Source organism: Nocardia sp. NPDC051929 (assembly GCF_044548645.1).
GTDB classification, from domain to species: domain Bacteria; phylum Actinomycetota; class Actinomycetes; order Mycobacteriales; family Mycobacteriaceae; genus Nocardia; species Nocardia sichangensis.
In genome coordinates, this window is the sequence record NZ_JBIUCG010000025.1 from 37,738 (window position 1) to 62,109 (window position 24,372).

Genomic DNA, 24,372 nt, shown 5'->3' on the forward strand with positions numbered 1-24,372 from the left:
GAGCCCCCTACTGCTCACAGCGAGCTGCGGACGATCTGCGTAGTCGGCAACCGTCCGGTCGGGACCTACCCCCGAACCTCGCGCTGTCTCCACCCACCGCCGCCCGGTGACTCTGTCGGCTGTCTGCGGTGAGCGGCGGTCGGCACCCCGCGCCGGTGCACGGCGCGACCGGGGGGCGACTCGGAAATCATCTCGAATTCCGCGCGCAGCGACACGCCAACGAGAACGCAGAGCGGATGCGGCCCACGAATCCAACGGCGGCTACACTCGGCCTCCGGACACCGCAGCCGAGGGGATGGCTCCCAGAACCTGGAGGACGGTAATGGCTGACTACGATCGAGTCGTTTCGCTGTCCCGCGAGAAATTCGAACAATCGGGACCGAGTGTTGCCGAACTCAGAGACGATACGAAGTCGACCAAATCAGATGACGTCGACATCGCACGGATGGAGCGGATCCTCGACCTGCGAGAGGGCATGCTCGCCGGCGACGAGTACTACCTCCAAAAAATCGTCTGCGAATGCGGAAGACGCCTCACCATGTACGACTTCGTCTTCACCGGTTTGGTTGACGCCGGCCATTCGAAGTCTCTTATCGTGCATACATTCGTCGGCAATAAGCTGGTGGTCAACGAAGCTCGGCCTATCCGGTGTTCCGCGTGCGCCAGGGTCTGCCCGCGCCCGTGGTATCGAATGCCGCAAAGTTACGGTTGCCGACCACCTGCGTGATTGTTCAGCCGAAGGCAACACCCTCTCGTATATCGCACCTGCTCGTCAGGTATACGGCTGCTCGGTGTGTTCGATCCCGGCGATCGGTTCGGGCCCGACGCGGTTCCGTGCTGATTCGAGTGCGCCGCCGGACAACGACTCACCCGCACACCTGCCGGCCGGGTCCGCTGTTCGCTGCGTCGGTGTAGCGGCGGGCCAGGTGGGCGAAAGCGGCGGTGAGTTCGGGCGGGCCGATGACCTCGATGTCAGCGTCGAACCTGCCGAGAGAGCTTGCGAGCGCGGGCCACGACCACGAGCCCAGGACGATTCGGCAGCGGTCGGGACCGAGCGCCTCGACCACTCCGTCGTGGAGGAACGGTGCGATCTCGGTGGCGGGCAGGTGCAGGATGACCGCACCGCGGCAGGGCCATCCGCCGTTCGCGTCCGAACCGCGAAACCTGCTGCTCACGAAGGTGGCCACATCTCCCGCAGGGAGTTCGCGCGGAACGAAGCGGGGGCCGGTGGGGATGCGCGGGGTGATCCGGTCGGCTCGAAACGTCCGCCAGTCGTCACGGTCGAGGTCCCACGCCACGAGGTACCAGCGCCCTCCCCACGTGACGAGATGGTGGGGCTGCACTCGACGCGGCGGGTGCGCGGCGGCAAGCGGTGCGGACGCGCCGTTGTAGTCGAAACGCAGTACTTCGCGGGCATTGATGGCGGCGCCGATCGCCGTGAGAACCTCCGTGCCGACCTCGGGTGCGGACTGGTCGGCGGGCGGTGCGACAGCGGTGATCCGAAGAGTGTCCATGCGGTGGCGTAGCCGCGCGGGCATGACCTGACGGATGGTGGTCAGCGCTCGCGCCGCGGATTCTTCGATACCGGCGCCGGCGGTGGTGGCGATCTGCAGTGCGACGGCCAGGGCGACGGCCTGCTCGTCGTCGAACAGCAGCGGTGGCAGTTGTGTACCCGCGCCGAGCCGGTATCCCCCGTCCGGGCCTTTGCTGGTGACGATCGGATAGCCGAGTTGACGCAGCCGGTCCACGTCACGGCGTACCGTGCGCGGGCTGACTTCCAGCCGCTGAGCCAGCAGCATTCCCGGCCAGTCCCGGCGCGCCTGGAGCAGGGACAGCAGTGCCAGCAGTCGCACGGAAGTTTTCGGCATGTTTGTCATCCTGCCCGAAGTAGAGGACACAACCTGGCCACTACCCTTGCGAACGTTGCTCACGTCAGCCATCGAGCCGAATCAGGAGCAACCTTGTCCCTCACAACCACCACCCACCTGAACTTCCGCGGTGACGCCCGCGCCGCGCTGGCGTTCTACCAGTCCGTTTTCGGCGGCCACCTCGCCGTCGTCACCTACGGAGACGCCGGAGCTGTCCGCGACGAGTCCGAGGCCGACCAGATCATGTGGGGCCAGGTACAGGCCGACAGCGGGTTCCACGTCATGGCCTACGACGTGCCCTCGTCGATGGACTACCACCCTGGAGAGAACGGGTTCTTTGTCTCCGTGCGCGGAGAGGCCGTCGACGAGGTGTCGGACTACTGGGAGAAACTCACCGCGGGCGCCACCGTGGTGATTCCGATGGGCCCGGCGAGCTGGGCGACCGCCTACGGGATGCTGCGGGACCGTTTCGGTGTGGTCTGGGTCGTCGACGTCGTCAGCGAATACAACGGATAACTCGTTGCGTCATCGGGGCGCTCCCGCCCCGATGTCCATCCGCCTTCCCCGCCGGGCCGCCTGGGACACTTCGCGTTGACGAATCTCATCTGCCGCAGAATCGCCGCCGCATTCCACCAACCCAATCGAATTCGCCGCCGCCTTCGTGGCCAGACGGGCCCCGAGCCATGATTCGATATCCCGATGGGCGGCGGCAACGCCGGTCGGCGGGGGTGAAGGCGGTGCACAACTTTTCCGACATCTGGAACGACAATATTCTTAGCGAGGCGGAATTCGTCGCAATCGGATGAAATGACGCTGTTCGGCGCGGATAAGCAGGACTCCAGCAGCATAGTCCTCGGCAGTCGCGAGAGGAGTAAAATCGATTCATTCGATATCGATAAATCAAATATCGACGATAATTGATAGCCCGACGATGGCGACCAGATGCCGAGTCGACCGACCGTCCCACGCCAACGAATCGTCGACAGAACAGAGCGATCGAGGAGGCATCATGACAGTGGTTCAGAACTTCATCGACGGCAAGCTCGTCGACTCGGTCGGTGGTGCGACGATGGCACTGGTCGACCCCGCTACCGGCGATCGGTACGGTACCGCCCCGGTGTCCGACGAACAGGACATCGACAACGCGTACGCAGCGGCCGCCAGAGCGTTCCGCGACTGGAAGCGGACGACGCCGGCGCAACGCCAGAAGGCGCTGTTGGATTTCGCCGACGAGTTGGAGAATGCCGCCGACGCGCTTGTCGAGGCCGAGGGCCGCGACACCGGCAAGCCGAACCACATCACCTCGGCCGCGGAGATCCCGCAGATGCTGGACCAGACCCGATTCTTCGCGGGAGCGGCACGGGTACTCGAGGGCAAGTCGGCCTGCGAGTACCTGGCGGGCCATACATCCTGGATCCGCCGGGAGCCGATCGGCGTCATCGGGCAGGTGACACCGTGGAATTACCCGATGATGATGGCCATCTGGAAGTTCGTTCCCGCGATAGCGGCAGGCAATACCGTGGTGATCAAGCCGAGCGAAACCACTCCGGTGACGACGGTGATGCTCGCCGAACTGGCCTCCGAACACCTGCCGCCAGGTGTGCTCAACGTGGTAGCCGGTGACCGGGCGACCGGTGCGGCGGTGGTCGCGCATCCGACTCCGAAGATGGTATCGATCACCGGTTCGGTGGCCGCGGGCCGTGCGGTCGCGGAGTCGGCCGGGAGCCACCTGAAGCGCACGCATTTGGAGTTGGGCGGCAAAGCGCCGGTGATCGTGTTCCCCGACGCCGATATCGCTGCTGCCGCCCAGGGTATCGCGGCCGCGGGCTATTTCAACGCCGGGCAGGATTGCACGGCGGCCACCCGAGTGCTCGGTCACGGCTCTGTGGCCGACGATCTGACCGCGGCGCTGGCCGAGCAGGCCTGCGGCGCGACAACCACTTTCGGCAAAGCCGCCGATGACGAGGATGCCTGGGTGCCACCGGTCAACAACGCCGACCAACTACAGCGGGTGCTCGGCTTCCTCGACGAGGTGCCCGATCACGCTTCGGTCGTGGCCGGTGGACACCGGCAGGGCGACCACGGGTATTACGTCGAGCCGACGGTCATCGGGGGGTTGTTGCAGGATGACCGGATGAGCCAGAACGAGATCTTCGGCCCGGTGATCACCGTGCAGTCGTTCACCGACGAAGACGAGGCGATCCGGTGGGCCAACGGCGTCGAATACGGGCTGGCCTCCTCGGTGTGGACCAAGGATGTGTCGAGGGCGCTCCGCGTGTCGGCCGCGCTCGACTTCGGCTCCGTGTGGATCAACACCCACACCGCGCTGGTCGCCGAGATGCCGCACGGCGGGTTCAAGTCGTCCGGACACGGCAAGGATCTGTCGATGTACGGGCTGGAGGACTACACCCGTGTCAAGCATGTGATGGCCAAGATCGACTGAAGCCCCACGACGACGACAGCACAGCCGGTCGCCGCCACCGGCGGCACCATGCGCCAATTGCGGCGTCGCCATGACCTACTCGTGTGATCCAGGCCGGTCGGCGGCACAATCGCAACAGCGTAGGCAACGAATCCGGTGCCGTGAGCGAAGACGAAAGGGGCGCGGGTGCACGCGACCGTAGAGCCCGGCGTCGAACTGGCGGTGCTGTGCGTGGTCATGGTGGCTCTGACGGCCGCGTGGTATCGGGTGGCGCGATTGGGACCGACTCCCGTGGCTCCGCGCGCCGCGATCCGCGGCGCCGCACAACTCGGAATCGTCGCGCTGGTACTGGCCGCGGCGCTGGCACATCTCTGGTCCGCGGTGCTCGTCCTGGCCGTCATGTTCGCCGCCGCGGTGGCGACCGCCGCGCAGCGGTCCTCGGCCGGCTGGTCGGGAATGTGGCTCACCGTCGCGCTCGGGGCGGGAATCGGGGTGGTGGTGCCACTGATGCTGATCAGCGGCGTGGTCCCACTCACCGGTGTGGCGTTGGTCCCGATCGGCGGAATCGTGCTGGGCGGGACGATGACCGCGACATCGCTCGCCGCCCGTCGAGCACTCGACACGGTCGAACAACGGTGGGGTGAAGTGGAGGCGGCGATGAGTCTGGGCTTCACCGAACGCGAAGCACGACTCGAGGTCGTCCGTCCGAGTACGGGTGATGCGCTGCTACCGGGCGTCGATCAGACCCGCACAGTCGGATTGGTCACTCTGCCCGGCGCATTCATCGGTGTGCTGCTCGCCAGCGGTTCAGCCCTGCAAGCCGCCGCGGTACAGATGCTGGTTCTCACCGGCCTGCTGCTGGCCCAAGCATCCGCGGTAGCGGTGACCACCGAACTGGTCGCACGATCGAAGGTTCGCCGCACACCACGATAACGACACAATGGATCAGTACCAGCCGAAGGTGCCGCACCGACCCGTGCCGGTCAGCCCCTGAGCGTCTTGCGCATCCGCTCGACCATCCGGACGGTGACGACCACCAGCACCGTCAACGTGGCCGTCAGCAGCACCGTGGACAACCACGCCATGGTGGGCACCGACAGCCGGTAGACCAACACGATCCGGGTCGCGGCCTCGACGACCAGTCCCACGCCCCACAATGCCGAGAGGCGGACGTGGGTGCGGCGGGCCAGCGCATTGGTGCGGTAGGTGTGCTCGATGACGGCCAGGTCGCCGGTCGCCATGACGCGGCGGGCGGCGTAGTAGGTCAGCGGTTTGCCGAAGAACAGCCCGATGAGGATTGTGACGCCGATACCGGCGGTCACCACGGATTGTTGCACCATGAGCGTGCGGGCGTCGCCACTGAGCAGCGACCCGATCAGTCCGATCACGAAGCCGCCCAAGACCATTCCGGCGAACAGGTCGATCCGGCGATTCCGCGCCACCTCCACGAGCACGGTCGCCGCGGAGGCCAGCGCCCCGGCAAGCAGCGCCATGAAATCGGAGCAGCCGAGCGCGTGCGGCACGAAGTAGGCCGCTATCGGCACCAGGATGTCGCGCGTCACGGGGGCGAACAGTTTTCGCAGGTCCGGACGCCCAGTGGCAACCTGCGCGGCGGGGGAAACGGTGTCGTCGACGATCATGGTGGGCAACTCCTGTAAGAACGGGCCGGACAGGAATCGAATCTACGAACGCGAGAGCCGTCCGGGATCTGTCAACCGTCACATGTCGGGCATGACAACTGTCATGCCGCGGTAGCCGCCCCTGAACGGCACCCGACCCGGACCCGCAGCCGTTCGACGTGGCGGAGTCGGCGTTCGGCGAGGACACTGAGGACGTAGCACCCAACTCGTCCCCAGGAGCACATGCGATGCCAACCAACGGGCCTTTCGGCATCGATCCGGAAGATTTCGAACGCGCACTGCGTGGGGCGGGCACCGAGCTCCGCGACCTGCTCGGGAAAGCCGGTGTATACCTGGATCGCGTAGATCACGCGACCGTCGGTTCACTGGCGTCGCTGCTCGGTCAGTTCGTCCAGCCACAACAGCCGCGTCCACCGAAACCCGAGGGCGAGACCACCGGGGAGACCGGCAGCGGGGTGTGGGTGATCTACAGAGTCGACGACATCGGCGAGGCCAAGGTCGAGCAGGTCTTTCCGAGCGAACTCGAGGCCTTGCGCGCGCATCGCGACAACACCGATGATCGCCGTCGGGTGCGGTTCCTGCCCTACGGGGTTCCGGCAAGTGTGTTGGATGCGCCCTGACGGCTGTACAACCACCGACTACCCCGATGCGATGGACGGCAGGGACATCCGGCCGGAGTGATTCCCCGCGGTTTCAGCCGATGCTTTGACGGGTCGGCTCGATGAGCGCGATGAACCGCTCCTCTTGCCGCGAGTAGGGGTTGCCGGTGTATTTCGTCGAGATTTGGTCGACGATCTCCCATGCGGCGTCGCCTTCGAGCCATGCGACGACCCTGCCGCGGATGACGACCGGCCGGAGCGGGTTGTCGACCGGTGTGAGGGACAGTGCGATCCGGGGGTCGCGGCGCATGTTGCGAGTCTTGCGATAGCCGGGGCCGGTGATGATCGCGATATGGTCGCCGTGGGTGCCGGTCCAGACGGGGACGGAGTGGGGTGCGCCGTCGGGCAGGATGCTGGCGAGGTGGGCGATCGAGGTGCCTTCGAGCACGCGGCGCACTTCGGGGTCGAGCATGCTTGTCATCTCCTGGGCGTGAGTTCTCGGTATCGATATCGAAGGGTCAACGCTGAATCTCGTAGTGGCGGTGGGTGACTCCCGGCGCGGGAACGGCTTCGACCAGACGCAGACGCACCTGCTCGGGCAGCGCCCGGAAGAAGGGCCTGCCCTCGCCGAGCAGGACCGGCACCTGATGCAGAACCACTTCGTCGACGAGTCCCGCTTTCAACGCCTCGGTCACGACGCCGCCGCCCATGAGGGCGACATCCTTGTCGCCTGCGGTCTCACGGGCTGCCGCGATCGCGTCCTCGATGCCGGTGGTGACGAGGTTTTGGCGGTCGGAGATCTCCGGCGCGGGCGGGTGGCTGACGACGAACAGCGTCCCTCCATCGCCGAGACCGCGACCGGCCCCGGGGTCACGGCCGGTGATATATCCGTCGACCGATACCGCCAACGCGCTGAAAACCTTGCTCATCTCCACATTCCTCTCTGAGTTCCTTCAAGAGACTTCAGAACCGTAGCACCTTCAGTTCCCTGAAGGAACCCCAATGGGTAAGCTGTTTCCATGCAGCGCACGAACTTCAGCGGGATGGCGTGCTCGATCGCGCGGACGCTCGACGTCATCGGGGAGCCGTGGTCGCCGCTGGTCCTGCGGGATGTGTGGGTCGGGCTCAATCGGTTCGACCAGATCCAGGCCGACCTGGGAATCTCCCGCAAGGTCCTGACCGAGCGGCTGAACCACCTCGTCGATCAGGGGGTGCTCGTCCGGCGTCCTTACGACCAGCGGCCACGCTACGAGTACCACCTCACGAAGAAGGGTCTCGAGCTGGTGGACCTGCTCATGGTCATGACCCGCTGGGGTGACAGATGGCTCTCGGGCCAGGAAGGCCCGCCGGTACTCTACCGCCACCACGCGTGCGGCCGGATCAGCGACGTCGACCTGCGCTGCGCCCACTGCGGCGAGCCGATGCACGCGGAGGACATCGACACACTGCCGGGCCCCGGCGCAGCCGGATGACCCGCCCGCTTGCGTTGCGTCCAGTTGCGAGGGCGCCGGGTAGCGGTAACGGGATTCCGCGCCTGGATCAATCGCCGGCCGAATACGCTTCCGATCATTCGCTCTACTCCGCCGTCCAGCGCATGTACGGACATCGAATGTGACGAAGGCATATCACAGAACGTGATGCAGATCATTGCGCCAAAGGGTGTGGTTGGGCATCGTCGTCCATTCATTTTGGAAAGAACCTGGTTGGAGATGCCGAATGGCCGACCATAATTTCGCTTACGACCTCACGCTGGACGAGGCACGACGGCGCAGCGCCGTCTTGGCGGCGCTCGGAGACGACTGGGATCCGGTCGCGGTGCTCGCCGAGGAAGAGCTGGCGTACACCATGCTGTACTCGAATCTCGACGATGAGCAGCAGCGAATCTACGAGGAACTCGTTCAAGCGGGGATCCTGCCGGATCGAGCGACACGCGATACTGCGCACTGATCCGACCGCCGAGCACGAACCGTGACCGGTGTTCGGCGTGTGCGACAGCCCGACCGCCGGACGGATCGTCCCCGAGCCGGCATCCGGAACTCATCCAGAGCTGTCGCGCGGGACCAGGGACACGGCCGAGTGGTCGGACTGCCCCCAGGTCGTAGGCGCCGGTCGTCCGCACCGTTATCGTTTTCCTGAGGAAATCTTCGCCCGCCGGCATCCACGCCCGTGTGGGCCGGGACGCGAAACGGTATACCTTCAGCGGCGGGTCGCTGACCAGCGGAGGCAAAAGGAAGGTTCGGACGTTTATGGCGATCGACGGTCTCGGACGGTACGGAGTATGGCGCGGCTACCGGGGATTCGCTCCCGCGGATGCCGCCGAACTCGAGGGTCTCGGTTACAGCGCGCTGTGGCTCGGTGGGTCGCCGCCCGCCGACTTGCCGGTGGTCGAGTCGTTGCTCGAGGCGACGGAGACGTTGATCGTCGCCACCAGCATCGTGAATATCTGGACGGCACCGGCTAATACGGTCGCCGAATCGTTCCACCGGATCGAACAGCGATTCCCCGGCCGCTTCCTGCTCGGTATCGGCGTGGGGCACCCGGAGGCCAACAAGCCGTATCAGAAACCGTACGACGCGCTGGTGGAGTACCTCGACGAGCTCGACAAGGCCGGGGTGCCGAAGGAGCGGATCGCACTGGCGGCCCTCGGGCCGAAGGTGCTCGAACTCTCGCGCGAGCGCACCGCCGGCGCGCTGCCGTATCTGGCTCCGCCGGAGCACACCGCGCGGGCGCGCCGGATCCTCGGCTCCGCGCTGCTGGTCGCGGAGCAGAAGCTCGTGCTCGACGACGATCCGCAGCGGGCGCGCGAAGTCGGCAGGCAGATGGTGGACATGTATCTCGGCCTGCGCAATTACGTCTCGAACCTGCGGCGTCTCGGCTTCTCCGAGGACGATGTGACCAAACCGGGCAGTGACCGTCTCATCGATGTGCTCACGGTGCACGGCACGCCCGTCGAGGTCACCGGGCAACTGGTCGAGCATCTGAAGGCTGGTGCCGATCACATTGCGCTGCAGGCATTGGATGTGGACTATCTGGGCTCGCTGCGCCAACTCGCGCCGCTGCTGACCGCGGCCGACTGAATCACCGTGCCGGGCCGCGTTCTCGTGAGGCCGGCCATTCGCTGATCCACGTCGATCGACGGTTCGATGGGTGCGCACAGCGGTGTCGAGCACTGGCGACGGATGCGTCCGCTGCCGCAGAGGTAGCGGGAGTCGGAGGGTGTGCAGGCGGCGGCCGATAGTATTCCGGCGTCGTCGCCCACAATCCTCCTGCCGGGGAGCCCACTATGTCCCAGCCGCCGAATCCCGCCCAGCACCCGGTCGTGGTGGACTTCCACACCCGCCGCCGCGACAACTGGCAACTACGCCTCGCGGACTCGATCACCCGCTTTGCCGGATCGATGCCGTTCGTCTACCTCCACGCGGCCGGATTCGCCGCCTGGATGCTCCTCTGCGAGGAAAGCCCTTGGCCGACATTGACTCTCGTGGTATCCCTCGAGGCCATCTTCCTCTCGACGTTCGTGATGATCGGACAGAACCGAGCGGCCGAGTTCCAGCAGCTCAAAGCCGACCACGACTTCGCCGAGGAAGAGCTCGAACTCAAGACCAACACCGAACTCACCCGCGCCATCCACGCCATGACCACCGAACTGCACCGTCGCATCATCGAGGAAACGCCCGACCAGGCCGAGCGGTTGTGATCGCGGTCGACCGACCGGCACGACAGCGCGCTGCCACCGTCCCGCGGTGTTGCGTTGCGGCGGAAAGCGACTCCTACCGCGCACGCGGCATTGCCGACAGCGGACCGTTCTCAGGCGAGGCGCGGAACGCCTGGATCATGAGCGCGGCGAAGCGCCGCGAGGCCGCCACCCGGGTCTGCGAGCCGGCCCGGATTCCTCGGTGTGCCATGAGCATGAGGCTCAGGTCGGCGACTGCGAAGTCGGGTCGCAGCTGCCCGGTCTTCTCGGCGCGGCGGGCCAGTTCGCCGACCGCCCGTAGCGCAGCGGCACGTTCGGCGGCGAAGTCGATTGCGTCGGGAAAGGTCGAGGTGAACGCCTCGGTGAAGGCGCGGTTGTCGGCGTGCAGCGCACAGATGTTCTCGATGAACTGGCAGAAGCCATGCCAGGGATCCGGGTCGGACAGTCCTTGCTCGACGAGGGCGCGGCAGGCGCGCATCTCACCGGCGAACGCGGCGGTTGCCAGGATCTCCTTGGTCGGAAAGTGCCGGTACAGCGTCGCGGGCCCGACCCGGGCATGGCGGGCGATATCGCGCATCGGCACGGTCATTCCCTCGGCGGCGAACAGAGCCCGCGCGGCGTCCAGGATGCGTTCGCGGTTGTCCCTGGCATCCGAACGCAGAGTGTGAGGCAAACGGTCGGCCACCGCTCTCACTTTAGCTAAGCGGACGCATGCGTCCGTTAGCGTCGGCTCGGGGGGCTGACGGGAGACGAGGAGAGCCAGTGAAAGCCATCGAGATCCGGACCTTCGGAAGCCCTGACGGCATGGCAGTGGCCGACATTCGCATCCCGTCGCCCGCCGCAGGTCAGGTGCTCGTCACCACGGAGGCGATCGGCGTCGGTGGAGTGGACGCGGTGATCCGGCGCGGCACCCTCGGCGGTTACGGCTTCCGGGAGGGGCACATCCCCGGCAGCGAGGTCGCCGGGGTCGTGACCGCGGTCGGCGCGGGTGTCGACCGCTCGTGGGTGGGGCGGCGGGTGTGGGCGTTCACCGGGGTCGGCGGCGGATATGTCGAACATGCCGTTGCCGCCGTCGAGCAGATCCTCGCGCTGCCCGAGCACCTGTCTCCGGCCGCGGCGGTCACCCTGGGCAGCTCCGGAGTCGTGGCGCACTTCGGTCTCGCTCACGCCCGCTTCGCCGCAGGCGAGTCGGTGCTGGTGCGCGGAGCGGGCGGCAGTATCGGAATCTCGGCCGTGCAGCTCGCCGCTCGCGCCGGCGCCGCCGCGGTCGCGGTCACGACCTCCTCGCCGGAGAGAGCCGATCGGCTCCGCGCCCTCGGCGCCACCCAGGTGTTGGACCGCGCCGGGACCGGCGGCGCGGACTACGACGTCATCATCGACATCGTCGCCGGCGCCGCCGTCCCGTCGTTCCTCGGCAAACTCGCGCCGAACGGCCGCATGGTGGTCGTGGGAATCGTCGCGGGCTATCCACCGGCCGATTTCGGTATGACGATGATGACGGCGTTCCAGAAGTCGCTCTCCTTCGCAACCTTCAGCGCCGACACCATCGACCACACCGCCCAGCGAGCGATCCGCGCCGAGCAGTTCGCCGCCGCGGCTCGCGGGGAACTGGATGCGGTAGTGCACGAATTGCTGCCGCTGGAGCAGGCCGAGCTGGCGCATCGGAAGATGGACGCCGGAGAGGTTTTCGGTCGCATCGTCCTGACGCCGTGAGCGATCGCGTCACCGAAATCCAGCGCCAGGTCTCCGCGCCCCGGCGATTCGCCCCTCCCGCGCCACCGGAAAGATTTCTCGGCGGCCGGACCTCCCAGCCCCCGACCGCCCGATTCGGCTCGACGCGCTCCATCGGATTCACAGGCCGTATCGGTTTCAGAGGCGGCGTCGGTACTGCCATGGCCCCATCATCCCCTGCCTTCCGCGGTGGACCCCTACGTTCGACAGCCGGAAGCGCCGACGATCGCAATAACTTAGTGCTGGTTTCAATTCGAGTTCGATGGTGCGGGCGGTGAGGTAGCTTCTGTTCGACCGGCTGGGTCGAGCACAGGCGTGTCGACCTGGAAAAGGCTCCTGAACTGGGATAATCGGAGTTTGCGCAGCAGACTCGACACCGCATTCAGCTGGCCGTGTGGATGTCCACCGCTCGACGTCCCGACAAACTCGCCCCGACCCACCGAAGGAAGTCAGAGCGCCATGACAGACATCAGCATCCAGACGCTCGACGAAACCATCGACGCGGTGCTCGAAATTCCGTCCGGCGAGGGACCTTGGCCTGGCGTGGTCGTCATCCACGACGCCCTCGGGCTCCGCGACCCCCACCGGGCGATCGCGCGTCGCATCGCCGGCAACGGCTATCTGGCGATCGTGCCCAACCTGTACTCCCGCGGCGGGATGATCCGCTGTATGCGCTCGATGTTCAACGATCTCATGGCCTATGAAGGCCGCACCTTCGACGACATCGCGGCGGCACGAAAATGCTTGGCAGAAAGGTCCGACTGCACCGGTGCAGTCGGCATCGCCGGATTCTGCTCGGGCGGCGGGTTCGCCCTCGTCGCCTCTACGAAGGGTTTCGGCGCATCAGCGCCGTTCTATCCACCGCCCCTGCAGAGCAAGTACGCCGAAATCGTCGAGGGCGCATGCCCCATAGTCGCCAGCTTCGGCCGACGCGATCCGATGAACCGGGGTAGCGGCCCGCGCCTCGAAGAAGTGTTGACCCAGAAGAAGATTCCACACGACGTCAAGACCTACCCCGACGCGGGCCACAGCTTCGCCGACCGCACTCCCGTGCAGGCGGTGGCGCGCATCTTCGGGTTCGGCGAGAACGAGAAAGTCGCCGCGGACGCGTGGCAGAGGGTATTCACGTTCTTCGGCCAGCACCTACGGTGACCGCGACGCCGCGAGATCGGCGTCGGGGAGCCTCCGCCCGCGTTGTCGGACCAGTAGAGCATCGAACGCTCCCCGCCGTCCGCGACGGCGGTCCCGGACACCGCGGCATCGGCCGCACACCTGCGCGCCGCGCTGCCTCGACACACGGATTGGAGGAGACCGCGCGGGCGGTCGGCGCAACAGCTGGAGATGGAGTCAAGAGGGGATCCAACTGCCGTGGAAGCCGGTGGGGATTCGGACGGGCAGGTGGACTTCGGCGATGGGAGGGCTGGCGAGGTCGGCGGCGTCCAGAATCAGAAGGTAGCCGTTTCCGTGAAGACGATCGTGGGCGAAACTCATCAGGTATCCGTCGTTTTCGTCCGTCGCCTGGGCGCGCGGGACGAACACGGCCTCACCACAGGTACGCCCTTCCGGCAGTCGGTGAGTGCGCCGTGAGGCGCCGTCGGCGAAGTCGTAGCGGTAGATGCGGGAGTGGCTCGGTTCGGCTTCGAGCGAGAAGCTGACCAGGTAACCGAAGCGGTGGTGGAGCCCGACCATGCTGTCGGCGACGCGCGGATACTCGACCACCGCGTCGTCCACCTGCTGTTCGGTGACGGTGCCCTCGGCAAGCAGCAGGCGCCACTGGTGCAGGCGTGGCAGCCCGCCGCCGATATCGTCGCTGCCGTCCCGCCACAATGCTGCCACCCGCGTACCGGTGAGGGTGATGGCGCCGTCGGCCTCGAATGCGTTGAGGGTATGCCACACATAGCAGGGTTCGATGTCGAACCAGCGGACCGGGCCACCGGCGCGGGCCATCACCCCGAACCGCGCGTGATGTCCGTCGTCCCAGCGCCACGCTGCGGTGACCTGGTCGAACACGACCGGCAGGTCCATGAAGACCACATGGTGCCGGGTCACGGCGAAGTCGTGCATCATCGTGGCGCGCGGAAGTTCGATCGGCTGGGTCCGGAGCAGCTCGCCGGAGGGTGACACACGGTGGTAGGTCAGATACGGCGGGCGCAGTCGGTAACCGAAGAACAGCAACTCGCCGGATTCCGGACAGATCTTGGGGTGCGCCGTCATCGGCGTTCGCAGCGCGCCGTCGAAGGTGAACGGTCCGACGGTCTCCAGTTCCGGCGTGAGCTGGTAGGGGAAGCCGCCTTCCTCGAGCGCCAGAAGTCGGCCCGCGTGGCTGACGACGTGAGTGTTGGCCGTGGTGACCCGGTAATCCATCGTCGCGGTCGCCGGGTCGAAGCCGAGTTCGAAGCGCGATCGGCCCGGGTGGTGGTAGAGCGGGGTGCGCACGTAGCGGTTGCGATACCAGCGCGCGCGTCCTTCCGTCAAGGCGACCGCGTGGACCATGCCGTCCCCGGCGAAGTAGTGCGGTGACCAACCGGTCCGTGGGTTGGGACCATTACGCACGAACATTCCGTTCAAGTCTGCGGGTATTTCTCCGATCACCTCCGCTGGTTCCACGGTGCATTCCTCGGTGACCGGCGCGTTGTTCCCGGCCAGATGCAGCGGCACGGCTGCGTGCGACGGCATTGTCATCGTCGGATCTCCCTTCCCTGGATCGCCGTGCCAGGATGCCGAGACAATTCCCGAACAAACAGACTTGTTTTCGGCGAAGCCCTGAGCCGCTCACCGAACTCCCAGCTCAGCGCCGCGCAAGAAAATATGCGCGACTCGATCACCGCCATCCGCGCCGGCGGCGGCCGTCGCGGATGGCGCCGGCCGACTCGCCGCTGGAATGACGACCGGGATAGGCACGGTGACCTGGGTTCCGTGTGAGAATCGGCTGGAGAACGGCCGGTCTCTTTCGGGACTCGGCGGCCGAACCCGCGGTGTCGCCGACACCGCTGAGCAGCGACACAGGTAGTCCGATGACCGAAACACATTCCGAGTGCACCCGCAGAGAGTCCTGGGAGCGGACGACCGGCATCCCCTTGATGGTGCTGGCCGTCGCGTTTCTCTGCGTCTATGCCTGGCAGGTGCTCGATACCGGGGCATCGCCTCGCCTGGACGCCTGGCTCACCCGGGTCGACGTGCTGATCTGGGCGGCGTTCGCGCTGGATTTCGCCGTGCGGTTGGTGCTGTCCGGGAACCGGTTGCGATTCCTGCGTACCCACCCGGTCGACCTGTTGATCGTGGTGTTGCCGCCGCTTCGCCCCCTGCGGCTGCTGCGGGCGGCCATGCTCGTGATCGGCACCCTGAACCGGAACACGACGACCAGAGCCAGGCTCGCGGTATTCGTCGGAACTAGTTCGCTACTGCTTCTGCTGCTGTGCAGTCTGGCATTCTTCGACGCCGAGTACGGGGCGGCCGACAGCAAGATCCACAATTTCGGTGACGCGCTGTGGTGGTCGATGGTGTCGGTGACCACCGTCGGCTACGGCGATGTGTATCCGGTGACCACCGAAGGCCGTTTGATCTCGCTGATCCTGATGACCTTGGGCATCGGCCTGATCAGTTTCGCAATCGGCACCACCACCAGCTGGGTGATGGATCAGCTGAAGAGCGTCGAGGCGAATGTGGAGAGTACCGATCGGGAGATCACCGAACTCGTCGCAGAGATCAGAGCGTTACGTGCCGAGGTGGCCGCTCTGCGATCCACTGGGATCGAGCCGGATACCGTGCCGGCCGAATGACCGACGCATCCTCGGTGACAATGCCCATCTCCGGCGAGAGTCGCCAACGCGACCCTGCGGTGTCGGCCGAATTTCAACATGATTCGCCACAGCCGCGACCACCAGCGGATGCGGGCCGGTGCGGGGCCGCCCCTGCAAGTAGGGGCGCGCAGGGCCGTAACCGGGGGTGAGGTGGGGGCGATGAGCCAGGTGGAGTTCGTCGAGAGCGGAGGCCGGCGTGGGTCGAGCTATGAGAAGTGTTGCGGTGGTCGCTATTACGGCGGCAATGTCGATGTTCGGGATCGGTGCGCCGGTGACGGCGCATGCCGAACCGGACGGGCTGAGGCATTGCGCGGTCAGCAGTGGACGAGTACCGGAAACAGCGACCCCGGAGGAGGTCGGACTCGATTCGCCCGCGCTGCGCCAGGCGGTGGCGCTCGCGGCGGATTCGACCCGCACGACGCTGCAGATCTTTCGGAACAATTGCCTGATCGCGACCGGCCCGAACACCGCGCGGGCCGCCGGTGTGCCGTGGAATCTATGGAGTAGCACCAAGAGTGTGGTTTCGATGGTAGCCGGGATCGCGGTCGACGAGCAGCGGCTGCGGCTCGATGACCCGATCGGCGCCTATCTGCCACCCGAGCTCGGTGATGCCGGACATCGCGCGATCACGGTGCGGAATCTGCTCATCGAATCCAGCGGCATGCGGGCAGCGGTGGCCTCGGAGGGCATCACCGGGTTGGCGCAAATCGACCCGAATGTGGTGGCGCAGGCGCTGGCGATGCCGATCGATCAACAGCAGGGCACCGAGTGGCGCTACAGTCAGCGCGCTGTCGATCTGCTCGTGTACGTCATCCAGCGTGCGGTCGATGAGGACTTTCAGACGTACGCGCAACGAAAGCTCTTCGATCCGTTGGGAATTCCGCCGACCGACTACTTCTGGGGACGGGACCGCAGTGGAAACACCTACGGTTACGCGCATCTACTGCTGCCACCGGACGACTTCGCCAAGCTCGGACTGCTGCTCACCAATCGCGGCCAGTGGGGCGGTCACCAGATCATTTCCGCGGAATATCTCGCGCAGGCAGGCCGGCCCGCCCCGACGAACCCATGCTATGGCTTCCTGTTCGTGGTGAACGGGCCGGACTGCGGCAACTACTTTCCTGGACTGCCGCCGGATGCGATGCAGATGTCGGGAATGATGCGCCAGGACAATTTCGTGGTGCCGAGCCTCGGATTGATGGTCAGTTGGACCGGTGTCACGGTGCCGGGGAGCGCGTTGAGCTTCCCGCACGATGTCCTGCGCGCGGTCGGCGCCGCCTTCCGGGACCCTCGCATACCCGCTGCGGCGCCCTACGAACAGCAATCCGATGTCCAACTGTCCGATCCGATGATCTCGAACCCGGACGCGACACTCGCCGCACTCGGCATCGGCCCGATGGCCTACCCAGGTTGCAACCCGCTGTCCTGCCTGGGTAAACCCATGTCCGCACCGTTCGCGAATTGGCCACCGGGTTGTTTCATACTCGGCTGCGTCGGCCCGCACCCGGCGACCCCTGGAATTCCGTAGCGGCACAACGCGTATATGCGGCCGAGGTCATCTCGCTGCCCCGCGGCGCCAGCACTTCTGCGCTGGGCGCCGCGGGCTGCGGCGTGCCGCGATCCGCGTCGCGCACCACGCCGCCGCCGACATATCACGACGCCGGGCCGCGCAACCGATCCGTAGTTCCTTTTGGTCTCATAGCATTCGAAGACAGCTCCGAAAGATGTTCGCGACGAACTGGACTTGGCGATCGATGCGCACCCAGCAGCACTCCTACGCGAACACGTCGCCGAACAGGATGGTCCGACTCACCTTCGTCGGTGAGCACGCCCTCGACCAGTGGCTACGACACCCCTGAGATGCGCGCACCAACCTGCCTTCACCGTCTTCGGCGCGCATGGGTGCAGCGAAGATCTCCGAGTAGTATCTCGGCCCAATTATTCCTGTCGCACAACCGATTTCGATGACAGGTCGCCCTCTGTGGGGGATGATGTGTCTCACGGTAGATAGGCAGTTCGCCGATCGGTCCGGAAACAAGGGGGCATGTCTGTCATGGGGAAAGTGGACACCAGAGGTGTTTGGACGCGCGTCAGCGTGGACGAGTCGCAGTTCGAGGGTTTGCGACAGCCCGGAGTCAGGTCGAGCGCGGGCATCAAATCGAGTATCCGATGGGGCGGCAGCCAAGACGAGGAGAAGAGCGGCTACGACTTCACCGGCCTCACCGATGTCGACGCGCGCCTCGACGGCCAGAACTTCAGGCTCGGCATATTCGCACACTACAACCGTCGAATTCATCTGCCACACAGTCAGTTCTCGGTTTTCTTGAAGGTCACCGTCGACTTCCAGGACGAGGGATTCGACCATACGTTCACCCTGCGTTTCCGTCACGACGAGACGCCCAACCAGCCGGGTGACGTCGCCGATGTGGTGAGACCGCCGGTAGTCCACGAGAACGACATCGTCCGCGTCGACGGCACCGAATACCTGGTGACCATCAGCGGTTTCCTGGATGACAAGGATGAAGTGAAGCCGTACTTCGAAAATCCCGAAGGGGAAATCAAGAGAGTCTGGCTCGTTGCGAAATTCGAACCCCAGGCTGAGCCGGGTTCCTGAAGATACTCGCCCGGTGCCCATCCTATGTCCCGGTGTGGCGGGACGCTGATGTAAACGGCCACTTCACGGCCGGGCCCGACGGCGTGTTCGCCGGGCCCGGCCGCGGCAATCCAGCGTGCATGATCGACCACCGTGACCCGGGCGCAGCTAGCCGCGCCGACGGTCTTTCCTTGTGGCGCTATCGGCCGCGATGCACGCCGCCGGAGTCCCGAGCGACCACTTGTCCACGGCGATCATCGTGCCCCGGGCGCCGACCGCAGGCTGACGCGTTCGCCTCGAGCTGACATTTCCCGGCGGCCGATCCAGGGAGCCGAGCCGCCGCGACGCTGTCGCACACCCTGCAGGGCAATTCATCAGCTACGCCCCGAAACGAGTAGTCGACTACTGGTGTCCGCGATCCAGCGTCCTGAAATTATCGCCAGGAGTTCGGCCGAGCGGCCGAAATGTCGGGGACGACAGCAGTATCACTCGCGACAAAAAGGTAGGAACAGAAATGACCAGGGTTGTCGGCACTGCGTTATATGGCATCAAGCCCGATGGCGATCTGCAGTGGTATCGCCACGACGGTGTCCAGAACGGCGGAGCCTTTTGGACAGCAGGTGAGGGCGGGAAAAGGATCAGTGGCGGCTGGGACATCTACAGCACGGTGTTCAGCGGCCGCGACAGCGGCGTCATCTACGGCATCAAGCCGGACGGCGATCTCCAGTGGTACCGCCACGACGGCTGGCAGGACGGCGGCGCCTTCTGGACCGCCGGTGCGGGCGGTAACAGGATCAGTGGCGGCTGGGACATCTACCGCACGGTCTTCAGCATCGGCCGAGGCGTGGTCTACGGCATCAAGCCGAACGGTGACCTGCAGTGGTACCGCCACGACGGGTGGCAGGACGGCACCGCCAGGTGGACCGCCGGTGCGGGCGGCAACCGGATCAGTGGCGGCTGGGACATCTACGACAAGGTGTTCAGCGGCTACCTCGGGGTGCTCTACGGCATCAAGCCGAACGGTGACCTGCAGTGGTACCGGCACGACGGGTGGCAAGACGGCACCGCCAGGTGGACCGCCGGTGCGGGCGGCAACCGGATCAGTGGCGGCTGGGACATCTACGACAAGGTGTTCAGCGGCTACGACGGCGCGATCTACGGCATCAAGCCGAACGGGGATCTGCACTGGTATCGCCACGACGGGTGGCGAGACGGCACGGCGACGTGGACGGCCGGTGCGGGTGGGAGGAAGATCAGTGGTGGCTGGGACATCTACAGCTCGGTGTTCAGCGGCGACACTTACCTCCACCTCGTCTGAGCATCCATCCGAGATTCGATGTCCTGTGAATCGCGGCTCCGCTTGATGCACGCTCCCCCAGAGGCCTCTGGGGGAGCGTCTACATCCAAAGAAGGCGGAGACCGCCCGATTACGTTCCGTCCAACGTGCCCGCAGTCCTCCGAAGCGCACACCCTGACCGGCCCAGACTCAGCACCCCACCCGAGCTGGATCCGACCGGCGTGGCCGTCGGTGCGCAGCGTCGCGGCGTCGGTAGTGCTTGGAGGGGCGTGCTCGTCGCATTTCCAGACAACGTCGGTCGTTGGCCTGGAACAGCTCTTTCGGGTCGGTGTGCCGGCGCTTATCGACCTGCGACCGACGCAGGCGAGTCCGCTCGGGTGACGAGGCGGGAGACGAAGACCCGTTCCAACAGTTCGTACAGACAGTCGCGGTCCTGGTCGCTGAGCCTGTTCAGGCCGTCCTGGGTGGCGCGCATTTTCGCCCGGATCGTGTCGGTTATCCGTTCGCCCTCGGGCGTGATGACGAGATTGGTGACGCGCCGGTCGGCTTCGCTGGCCTCTCGTCGCACGAGGCCACGCTTCTCCAGCCGGTTGATGATCCCGGTGACGTTGGAGGCGTCGCAGGCCAAGGTCTCGGCCAAGGCGCGCATCGCGACGGGCCCTCGGCGCAGCACGGTCAGCGCCTTGCCCTGGCTCGCCGTCAAGTTCTCGCTCGCCGCCGCGACGGTGAAGTCGCCGTAGTAGACGCCGAGCGACACCGAGAGCAGCTCCATCAACTGGGCCGTGTCGACGCGGGGAGCTTCTGCCATGGCAACCAGCCTATCCGCAGAAACTTGACTATCTCAAATATTTACCCTTAGCGTGTGTGGCCATTGCTTGAAGTTCTCAACCATCGAAGTCGTACCAACGAGGAGTACCCAGTGATCGTCACCGCGTCCGACGCCTCGCGCACAGCCGAGATCCTCTCGCGGCCCGTCGCGCTGAACGGCCTGACCGTCCCGAACCGCATCGTGATGGCGCCGATGACGCGCATGTTCTCCCCCGGCGGCGTTCCCGGTGACGATGTGCGGTCGTACTACGCCCGCCGCGCCGCCGCAGGCGTGGGCCTGATCGTCACCGAGGGCACCTACGTCGGCCACGAGTCCGCTGGGCAGAGTGACCGCGTGCCGCGCTTCCACGGTGAAGAGCAGTTGGCGGGGTGGGCGAAGGTCGCCGAGGACGTTCACGCGGCAGGCGGCACCATCGTGCCGCAGCTGTGGCACATCGGCATGGTCCGCAACCAGGGGGACGCGCCCTACCCCGATGCGCCCGCCGTCGGCCCCTCCGGTATTCGCGTCGACGGCACCGAGGGTCTCGGTAAGGCGATGACCCAGGGTGACCTGGACGACGTCATCGGCGCCTTCGCCGAGGCCGCGGCGGACGCCGAGCGCATCGGCTTCGACGGCGTCGAACTGCACGGCGCTCACGGTTATCTCCTCGACCAGTTCCTGTGGGCGCGAACGAACCGCCGTGATGATGCCTACGGCGGCGGCATCGCGGCCCGGACAAAGTTCGCCGCCGAGATCGTGGCCGCTGTTCGTGCGGCCGTCTCGCCCGGCTTCCCCGTGATCTTCCGTTACTCGCAGTGGAAGCAGGAGGCCTACGATGCACGGCTCGCCGAGACGCCGCAGGAGCTGGAAGCGATCCTGGCTCCGCTCGCCGCAGCCGGCGTAGACGCCTTCCACGCCTCCACCCGTCGCTACTGGCTCCCGGAGTTCGACGGCTCGGACCTGAACCTGGCAGGCTGGACCAAGAAGCTCACCGGCAAGCCCACCATCACCGTCGGCTCGGTCGGCCTGGACGGTGACTTCCTCCGTGCCTTCACCGGCGAGGGCGCCGAACTCGGCAGCCTCGACAACCTCCTCGATCGCCTGGAGCGCGAAGAATTCGACTTGGTCGCCGTCGGTCGCGCCCTGCTCCAGGACCCGGAGTGGGCGTCCAAGGTCCTGGCGGGGCGGATCGACGAGCTGAAGCCGTACGACGCGGCGGCACTGAAGACGCTGAGGTAAGCGAGTTTCAGCAGGCCGTCGTCGTCGATCCGAGCGAAACGGCGGATCGAGCGCACCGTGGGCATCCATAGCGAGCCACGCCGGGCGAGCGCATCCAGGACACCCGGCGTTCGGCGCATGGACCACCGCCGGGAGGCCGTCACCACTGTAATCGTATCTGATGGAGCCATCAGATACGATTACGGTGACATTCGCCGATGGAAGAGGGATCCATGTCCGCCGACCCCGTGGTGCGAAATCGCATCGACCGCCGCCGGGAACGCACCCGCAACGCACTGCTGGGCGCAGCACGGAAGTTCCTGGCGGAAGGACGTTCGGCGGTGAGCATCCAAGAGATCACCGACGCCGCCGACGTGGGATTCGGCTCGTTCTACAACCACTTCACCTCCAAAGAAGAGCTGTTCGACGAAGCCGTCCGCTCGGTGTTGCAGGTCTACAGCGAGATGCGCGACGAGATCGTGAAGCTGTACGACGACCCGGCCGAGGTATTCGCGGTGAGTTTCCGGATGACCGGCCGTCTCCAGCGGCAGGCGCCGGAGATAGTGCGGGTGCTGCTGAATTCCGGCATGCCGGTGCTGCTTCGGGACGAGGGCCTGGCCCCGCGTGCCCGCCGCGACATCATCGCCGCCCAGGAGGCGGGCCGGTTCGAGCCGATGGACCCGGACATGGCCGTCATGGCCGCAGGCGGCGCGCTGCTGGGCCTGCTGCAACTCCTGGACGCCCAACCCGGGGCCGATGCGGGCGCGCTGACCGACGAGATGACCTTCCATGTGCTGCGCATGTTCGGCATGAACAAGCGTTCGGCGCAGAAGCTCGTCTCCCACCCCCTGCCCCCGCAGCCGCAGCCGCAGCTAGTGCCCGATCCATAGTTCCGGTGGCATCGTCATGCTCGGAGTGGCGCAGGTCTATCCGCGACCTCGTCGAGGCGGCGCCCGTCCTCGAGGCGATCGTTGGGCAACAGACGCCCTGCCGAGCCGCGCCATAGCAGTAGAGCGGCCACCAGCGCCGAGCGGCGCAGTGGTGGTGTCTCGCCGCTGGACATCACACGGGCGAGGCCGGGCAGTCGATGTATCCGTGGTGCGATGATGCCGCGCAGCCGGTTGCCGAGCTCGCCACCGTCGGTCATCACCACCCCGGTGAGCTTTGCCAATCGGATCATGGCTCGTTGCCGAGAGAGTCACCGGCCGCGTCGAGGCGTCCGCCACGTGCGGCCAACGCGGCCGCGGGAATAATGGCGACCAGCGCGGCTCCCAGCACCCAGGTGAAAGTGGTCGCGAACGCCCCCGCCTGCTCCGAGTGCTGGATCCCGCTGTCTCTCAGCCCCTGCTGCAGGATCACCACGAACACGGCCGTGCCGATGGATCCGCCGATGCGCTGCATGATATTGAGCTGAGGTGTGGCATCCGCCATCTGAGCCGGGCCGAGGTTGCGCAGCGCCACCGTCATGGCAGGTGTCGCGGCCAGTCCGATGCCGAGGCCACGCACGATCATCGCGGCGGCCAGCAGCCAGTACGGCGTGTCGCAGGCAACGAACAGGAACGGCACCGTGGCGACGACACCGATCACCGCACCGACCACGCTGGTGAGCCCGCCGAGCCGCTCGACCATGGGTGCCGACAGCCCCATGGCTACGGCCGCGCCCAGCCCTTGCGGGGCCAGCAGCATTCCGGTGTGCGCGGCATCCTGATCTCGGATCACCTGAAAATACAGAGGCAGCAGCACCATCGCCCCGAAGGTCACCGCGCCCAGCACCAGCGTCGTGACCGCACCCGCACGGAACAGCGGATCCCGCCACAGCCGCAGATCGAGAACAGGATGCGCGGATCGCGTCGCGTGCACGACGAAAAGGCCGATGACGGCGACGCCGGCCAGGACCGGAACCAGCACCTGCGGATCGGTCACATTCCGGACTCCGGCGCGAGCCGATCCGAAAGTGACGCCCACTGTTCCGAGTGAAATCATCACCAGTCCAACGACATCCAACGGACCCGCGGCTTCGGTCGGCTCGTCGGGCTGGAGCAGTCGCCACGCCAGCACCAGGCCCAGCACGCCGAATGGCACGTTGATCAGGAAGATCCACTGCCAGCCCGCGTATTGCAACAACAGTCCGCCGATGGTCGGCCCGATGACGGGTGTGAGCACCATCGGCAGTCCCGCCGCCACCATGGCTCGCGCCATGCCGCGCTGCCCAGCGCTGGTGATCAGGATCAACTGCCCGACGGGAATCATCAGCCCCGCGCCGAATCCCTGCGCGACGCGGGCGACGATCAGGGTACCCACGGAGTCCGCGAGTCCGCAGGCGATCGAGGCGACGGTGAACAGGCCGAGCGTGCTCATATAGAGCCGCTTGGGCCCGATCTTGCGGGCAGCCCAGCCGCTGGCGGGCAGCACCGCCACCTGCACCAGGAGATAAGCCGTGACGACCCACTGGATGGCGTCCAGCGACGCGTTCAGGGCCGTAGCCAGGGAGTGCAGAGCGACATTGACGATCGTGGCGTCGAGGAAGGCGAGCACCGCGCCGACCAATACGACGACCACGGCCCGACGTGCCTGCGGGCTCAGCCCGGTGGTCACGCCGTCGGAAACGTTGGAAGCAGTCACCTTCGCAGTGTTATCCACACGGGAAACTCTGTCAACCAATTGGATGACAATGCATCCGACTGGTTGAACCAGTCACCCGA

At 66.1% G+C, this 24,372-nt stretch carries 26 protein-coding genes; 17 read left to right on the top strand and 9 right to left on the bottom strand.

What is annotated here, in order from left to right:
• Positions 1-322 precede the first annotated feature (322 nt).
• Positions 323-727, top strand: coding sequence for a hypothetical protein (locus ACIHAX_RS29965; RefSeq protein WP_364433735.1), 405 nt, complete (start codon positions 323-325; stop codon positions 725-727).
• Positions 728-866: 139 nt separating this feature from the next.
• Here the strand turns inward: ACIHAX_RS29965 and ACIHAX_RS29970 are convergent, their stop codons facing one another.
• Positions 867-1,868 (bottom strand): helix-turn-helix transcriptional regulator, encoded by a 1,002-nt coding sequence (locus ACIHAX_RS29970; protein ID WP_397280903.1) that lies wholly within the window; start codon positions 1,866-1,868, stop codon positions 867-869.
• 93 nt (positions 1,869-1,961) lie between these two features.
• Here ACIHAX_RS29970 and ACIHAX_RS29975 point away from each other — a divergent pair, with 93 nt between their 5' ends.
• The 3 genes from ACIHAX_RS29975 (at position 1,962) to ACIHAX_RS29985 (ending at position 5,223) form a co-directional block, all read left to right on the top strand.
• The gene (locus ACIHAX_RS29975; RefSeq protein ID WP_397280905.1) at positions 1,962-2,384 is read left to right on the top strand and encodes a VOC family protein; all 423 of its coding nucleotides are present in this window, start codon (positions 1,962-1,964) and stop codon (positions 2,382-2,384) included.
• Positions 2,385-2,877: 493 nt separating this feature from the next.
• On the top strand, positions 2,878-4,311 hold the full coding sequence (locus ACIHAX_RS29980; RefSeq protein ID WP_364433744.1) for an aminobutyraldehyde dehydrogenase: 1,434 nt from the start codon (positions 2,878-2,880) through the stop codon (positions 4,309-4,311).
• A 165-nt stretch (positions 4,312-4,476) separates the two neighbouring features.
• Positions 4,477-5,223 carry an ABC transporter permease gene (locus ACIHAX_RS29985; RefSeq protein ID WP_356967482.1) on the top strand — a complete coding sequence of 249 codons (747 nt, stop codon included), beginning with the start codon at positions 4,477-4,479 and terminating at the stop codon, positions 5,221-5,223.
• 50 nt (positions 5,224-5,273) lie between these two features.
• Here ACIHAX_RS29985 and ACIHAX_RS29990 read toward each other — a convergent pair whose 3' ends face one another.
• Positions 5,274-5,930, bottom strand: coding sequence for a VC0807 family protein (locus tag ACIHAX_RS29990; RefSeq protein WP_397280907.1), 657 nt, complete (start codon positions 5,928-5,930; stop codon positions 5,274-5,276).
• A gap of 227 nt (positions 5,931-6,157) precedes the next feature.
• On the opposite strand from ACIHAX_RS29990, the gene ACIHAX_RS29995 reads away from it, so the two are divergent.
• The gene (locus tag ACIHAX_RS29995) at positions 6,158-6,550 is read left to right on the top strand and encodes a hypothetical protein (protein ID WP_355074285.1); all 393 of its coding nucleotides are present in this window, start codon (positions 6,158-6,160) and stop codon (positions 6,548-6,550) included.
• Positions 6,551-6,623: 73 nt separating this feature from the next.
• Here the strand turns inward: ACIHAX_RS29995 and ACIHAX_RS30000 are convergent, their stop codons facing one another.
• Positions 6,624-7,001: a PPOX class F420-dependent oxidoreductase gene (locus ACIHAX_RS30000; RefSeq protein WP_356967487.1), complete on the bottom strand. Its 378-nt coding sequence runs from the start codon at positions 6,999-7,001 to the stop codon at positions 6,624-6,626.
• A 46-nt stretch (positions 7,002-7,047) separates the two neighbouring features.
• Entirely contained in the window at positions 7,048-7,458 is a 411-nt protein-coding gene (locus ACIHAX_RS30005) for a dihydrofolate reductase family protein (protein WP_397280910.1), read from the bottom strand.
• A gap of 90 nt (positions 7,459-7,548) precedes the next feature.
• Here ACIHAX_RS30005 and ACIHAX_RS30010 point away from each other — a divergent pair, with 90 nt between their 5' ends.
• The 4 genes from ACIHAX_RS30010 to ACIHAX_RS30025 all read left to right on the top strand — a co-directional run bounded on the left by ACIHAX_RS30010 (position 7,549) and on the right by ACIHAX_RS30025 (position 10,226).
• Positions 7,549-8,001, top strand: a complete 453-nt coding sequence (locus ACIHAX_RS30010) for a helix-turn-helix domain-containing protein (RefSeq protein WP_355074290.1) — start codon at positions 7,549-7,551, stop codon at positions 7,999-8,001.
• Between the two features lie 244 nt (positions 8,002-8,245).
• Positions 8,246-8,476 (top strand): DUF6400 family protein, encoded by a 231-nt coding sequence (locus tag ACIHAX_RS30015; RefSeq protein ID WP_355074292.1) that lies wholly within the window; start codon positions 8,246-8,248, stop codon positions 8,474-8,476.
• A 299-nt stretch (positions 8,477-8,775) separates the two neighbouring features.
• Positions 8,776-9,606, top strand: coding sequence for an LLM class F420-dependent oxidoreductase (locus ACIHAX_RS30020; protein WP_397280912.1), 831 nt, complete (start codon positions 8,776-8,778; stop codon positions 9,604-9,606).
• Between the two features lie 206 nt (positions 9,607-9,812).
• Positions 9,813-10,226, top strand: coding sequence for a DUF1003 domain-containing protein (locus ACIHAX_RS30025; protein WP_364433762.1), 414 nt, complete (start codon positions 9,813-9,815; stop codon positions 10,224-10,226).
• A 73-nt stretch (positions 10,227-10,299) separates the two neighbouring features.
• On the opposite strand, the gene ACIHAX_RS30030 is transcribed toward ACIHAX_RS30025, so the two are convergent.
• On the bottom strand, positions 10,300-10,908 hold the full coding sequence (locus ACIHAX_RS30030) for a helix-turn-helix domain-containing protein (protein WP_355074295.1): 609 nt from the start codon (positions 10,906-10,908) through the stop codon (positions 10,300-10,302).
• Between the two features lie 77 nt (positions 10,909-10,985).
• Between ACIHAX_RS30030 and ACIHAX_RS30035 the strand changes: the two genes are divergently transcribed.
• Together ACIHAX_RS30035 and ACIHAX_RS30040 are read left to right on the top strand one after the other, a co-directional pair.
• On the top strand, positions 10,986-11,936 hold the full coding sequence (locus ACIHAX_RS30035) for a zinc-binding dehydrogenase (RefSeq protein ID WP_364433768.1): 951 nt from the start codon (positions 10,986-10,988) through the stop codon (positions 11,934-11,936).
• A 477-nt stretch (positions 11,937-12,413) separates the two neighbouring features.
• Positions 12,414-13,106, top strand: a complete 693-nt coding sequence (locus tag ACIHAX_RS30040) for a dienelactone hydrolase family protein (RefSeq protein WP_364433771.1) — start codon at positions 12,414-12,416, stop codon at positions 13,104-13,106.
• A 195-nt stretch (positions 13,107-13,301) separates the two neighbouring features.
• Here ACIHAX_RS30040 and ACIHAX_RS30045 read toward each other — a convergent pair whose 3' ends face one another.
• The gene (locus ACIHAX_RS30045) at positions 13,302-14,636 is read right to left on the bottom strand and encodes a carotenoid oxygenase family protein (protein ID WP_364433774.1); all 1,335 of its coding nucleotides are present in this window, start codon (positions 14,634-14,636) and stop codon (positions 13,302-13,304) included.
• A 332-nt stretch (positions 14,637-14,968) separates the two neighbouring features.
• Here ACIHAX_RS30045 and ACIHAX_RS30050 point away from each other — a divergent pair, with 332 nt between their 5' ends.
• The 4 genes from ACIHAX_RS30050 to ACIHAX_RS30065 all read left to right on the top strand — a co-directional run bounded on the left by ACIHAX_RS30050 (position 14,969) and on the right by ACIHAX_RS30065 (position 19,665).
• On the top strand, positions 14,969-15,733 hold the full coding sequence (locus ACIHAX_RS30050) for a potassium channel family protein (RefSeq protein ID WP_364433777.1): 765 nt from the start codon (positions 14,969-14,971) through the stop codon (positions 15,731-15,733).
• Positions 15,734-15,998: 265 nt separating this feature from the next.
• Complete coding sequence (locus ACIHAX_RS30055; RefSeq protein WP_397280916.1) at positions 15,999-17,282, top strand: serine hydrolase domain-containing protein; 1,284 nt, start codon at positions 15,999-16,001, stop codon at positions 17,280-17,282.
• A gap of 525 nt (positions 17,283-17,807) precedes the next feature.
• A complete protein-coding gene (locus ACIHAX_RS30060; RefSeq protein WP_397280918.1) occupies positions 17,808-18,368 on the top strand; it encodes a choice-of-anchor K domain-containing protein in 561 nt (186 codons plus the stop codon).
• Positions 18,369-18,861: 493 nt separating this feature from the next.
• Positions 18,862-19,665 (top strand): tachylectin-related carbohydrate-binding protein, encoded by an 804-nt coding sequence (locus ACIHAX_RS30065; protein ID WP_364433786.1) that lies wholly within the window; start codon positions 18,862-18,864, stop codon positions 19,663-19,665.
• A 319-nt stretch (positions 19,666-19,984) separates the two neighbouring features.
• On the opposite strand, the gene ACIHAX_RS30070 is transcribed toward ACIHAX_RS30065, so the two are convergent.
• A complete protein-coding gene (locus ACIHAX_RS30070; RefSeq protein ID WP_379253468.1) occupies positions 19,985-20,452 on the bottom strand; it encodes a MarR family winged helix-turn-helix transcriptional regulator in 468 nt (155 codons plus the stop codon).
• Positions 20,453-20,563: 111 nt separating this feature from the next.
• Here ACIHAX_RS30070 and ACIHAX_RS30075 point away from each other — a divergent pair, with 111 nt between their 5' ends.
• Positions 20,564-21,691, top strand: a complete 1,128-nt coding sequence (locus ACIHAX_RS30075) for an NADH:flavin oxidoreductase (protein ID WP_397280921.1) — start codon at positions 20,564-20,566, stop codon at positions 21,689-21,691.
• Between the two features lie 212 nt (positions 21,692-21,903).
• Positions 21,904-22,560, top strand: a complete 657-nt coding sequence (locus tag ACIHAX_RS30080) for a helix-turn-helix domain-containing protein (protein ID WP_355074313.1) — start codon at positions 21,904-21,906, stop codon at positions 22,558-22,560.
• 14 nt (positions 22,561-22,574) lie between these two features.
• On the opposite strand, the gene ACIHAX_RS30085 is transcribed toward ACIHAX_RS30080, so the two are convergent.
• Entirely contained in the window at positions 22,575-22,850 is a 276-nt protein-coding gene (locus ACIHAX_RS30085) for a hypothetical protein (RefSeq protein WP_364433794.1), read from the bottom strand.
• The gene (locus ACIHAX_RS30090; RefSeq protein ID WP_397280923.1) at positions 22,847-24,292 is read right to left on the bottom strand and encodes an MDR family MFS transporter; all 1,446 of its coding nucleotides are present in this window, start codon (positions 24,290-24,292) and stop codon (positions 22,847-22,849) included. Before ACIHAX_RS30090 ends, ACIHAX_RS30085 begins: the two co-directional genes overlap by 4 nt.
• Positions 24,293-24,372 lie beyond the last annotated feature (80 nt).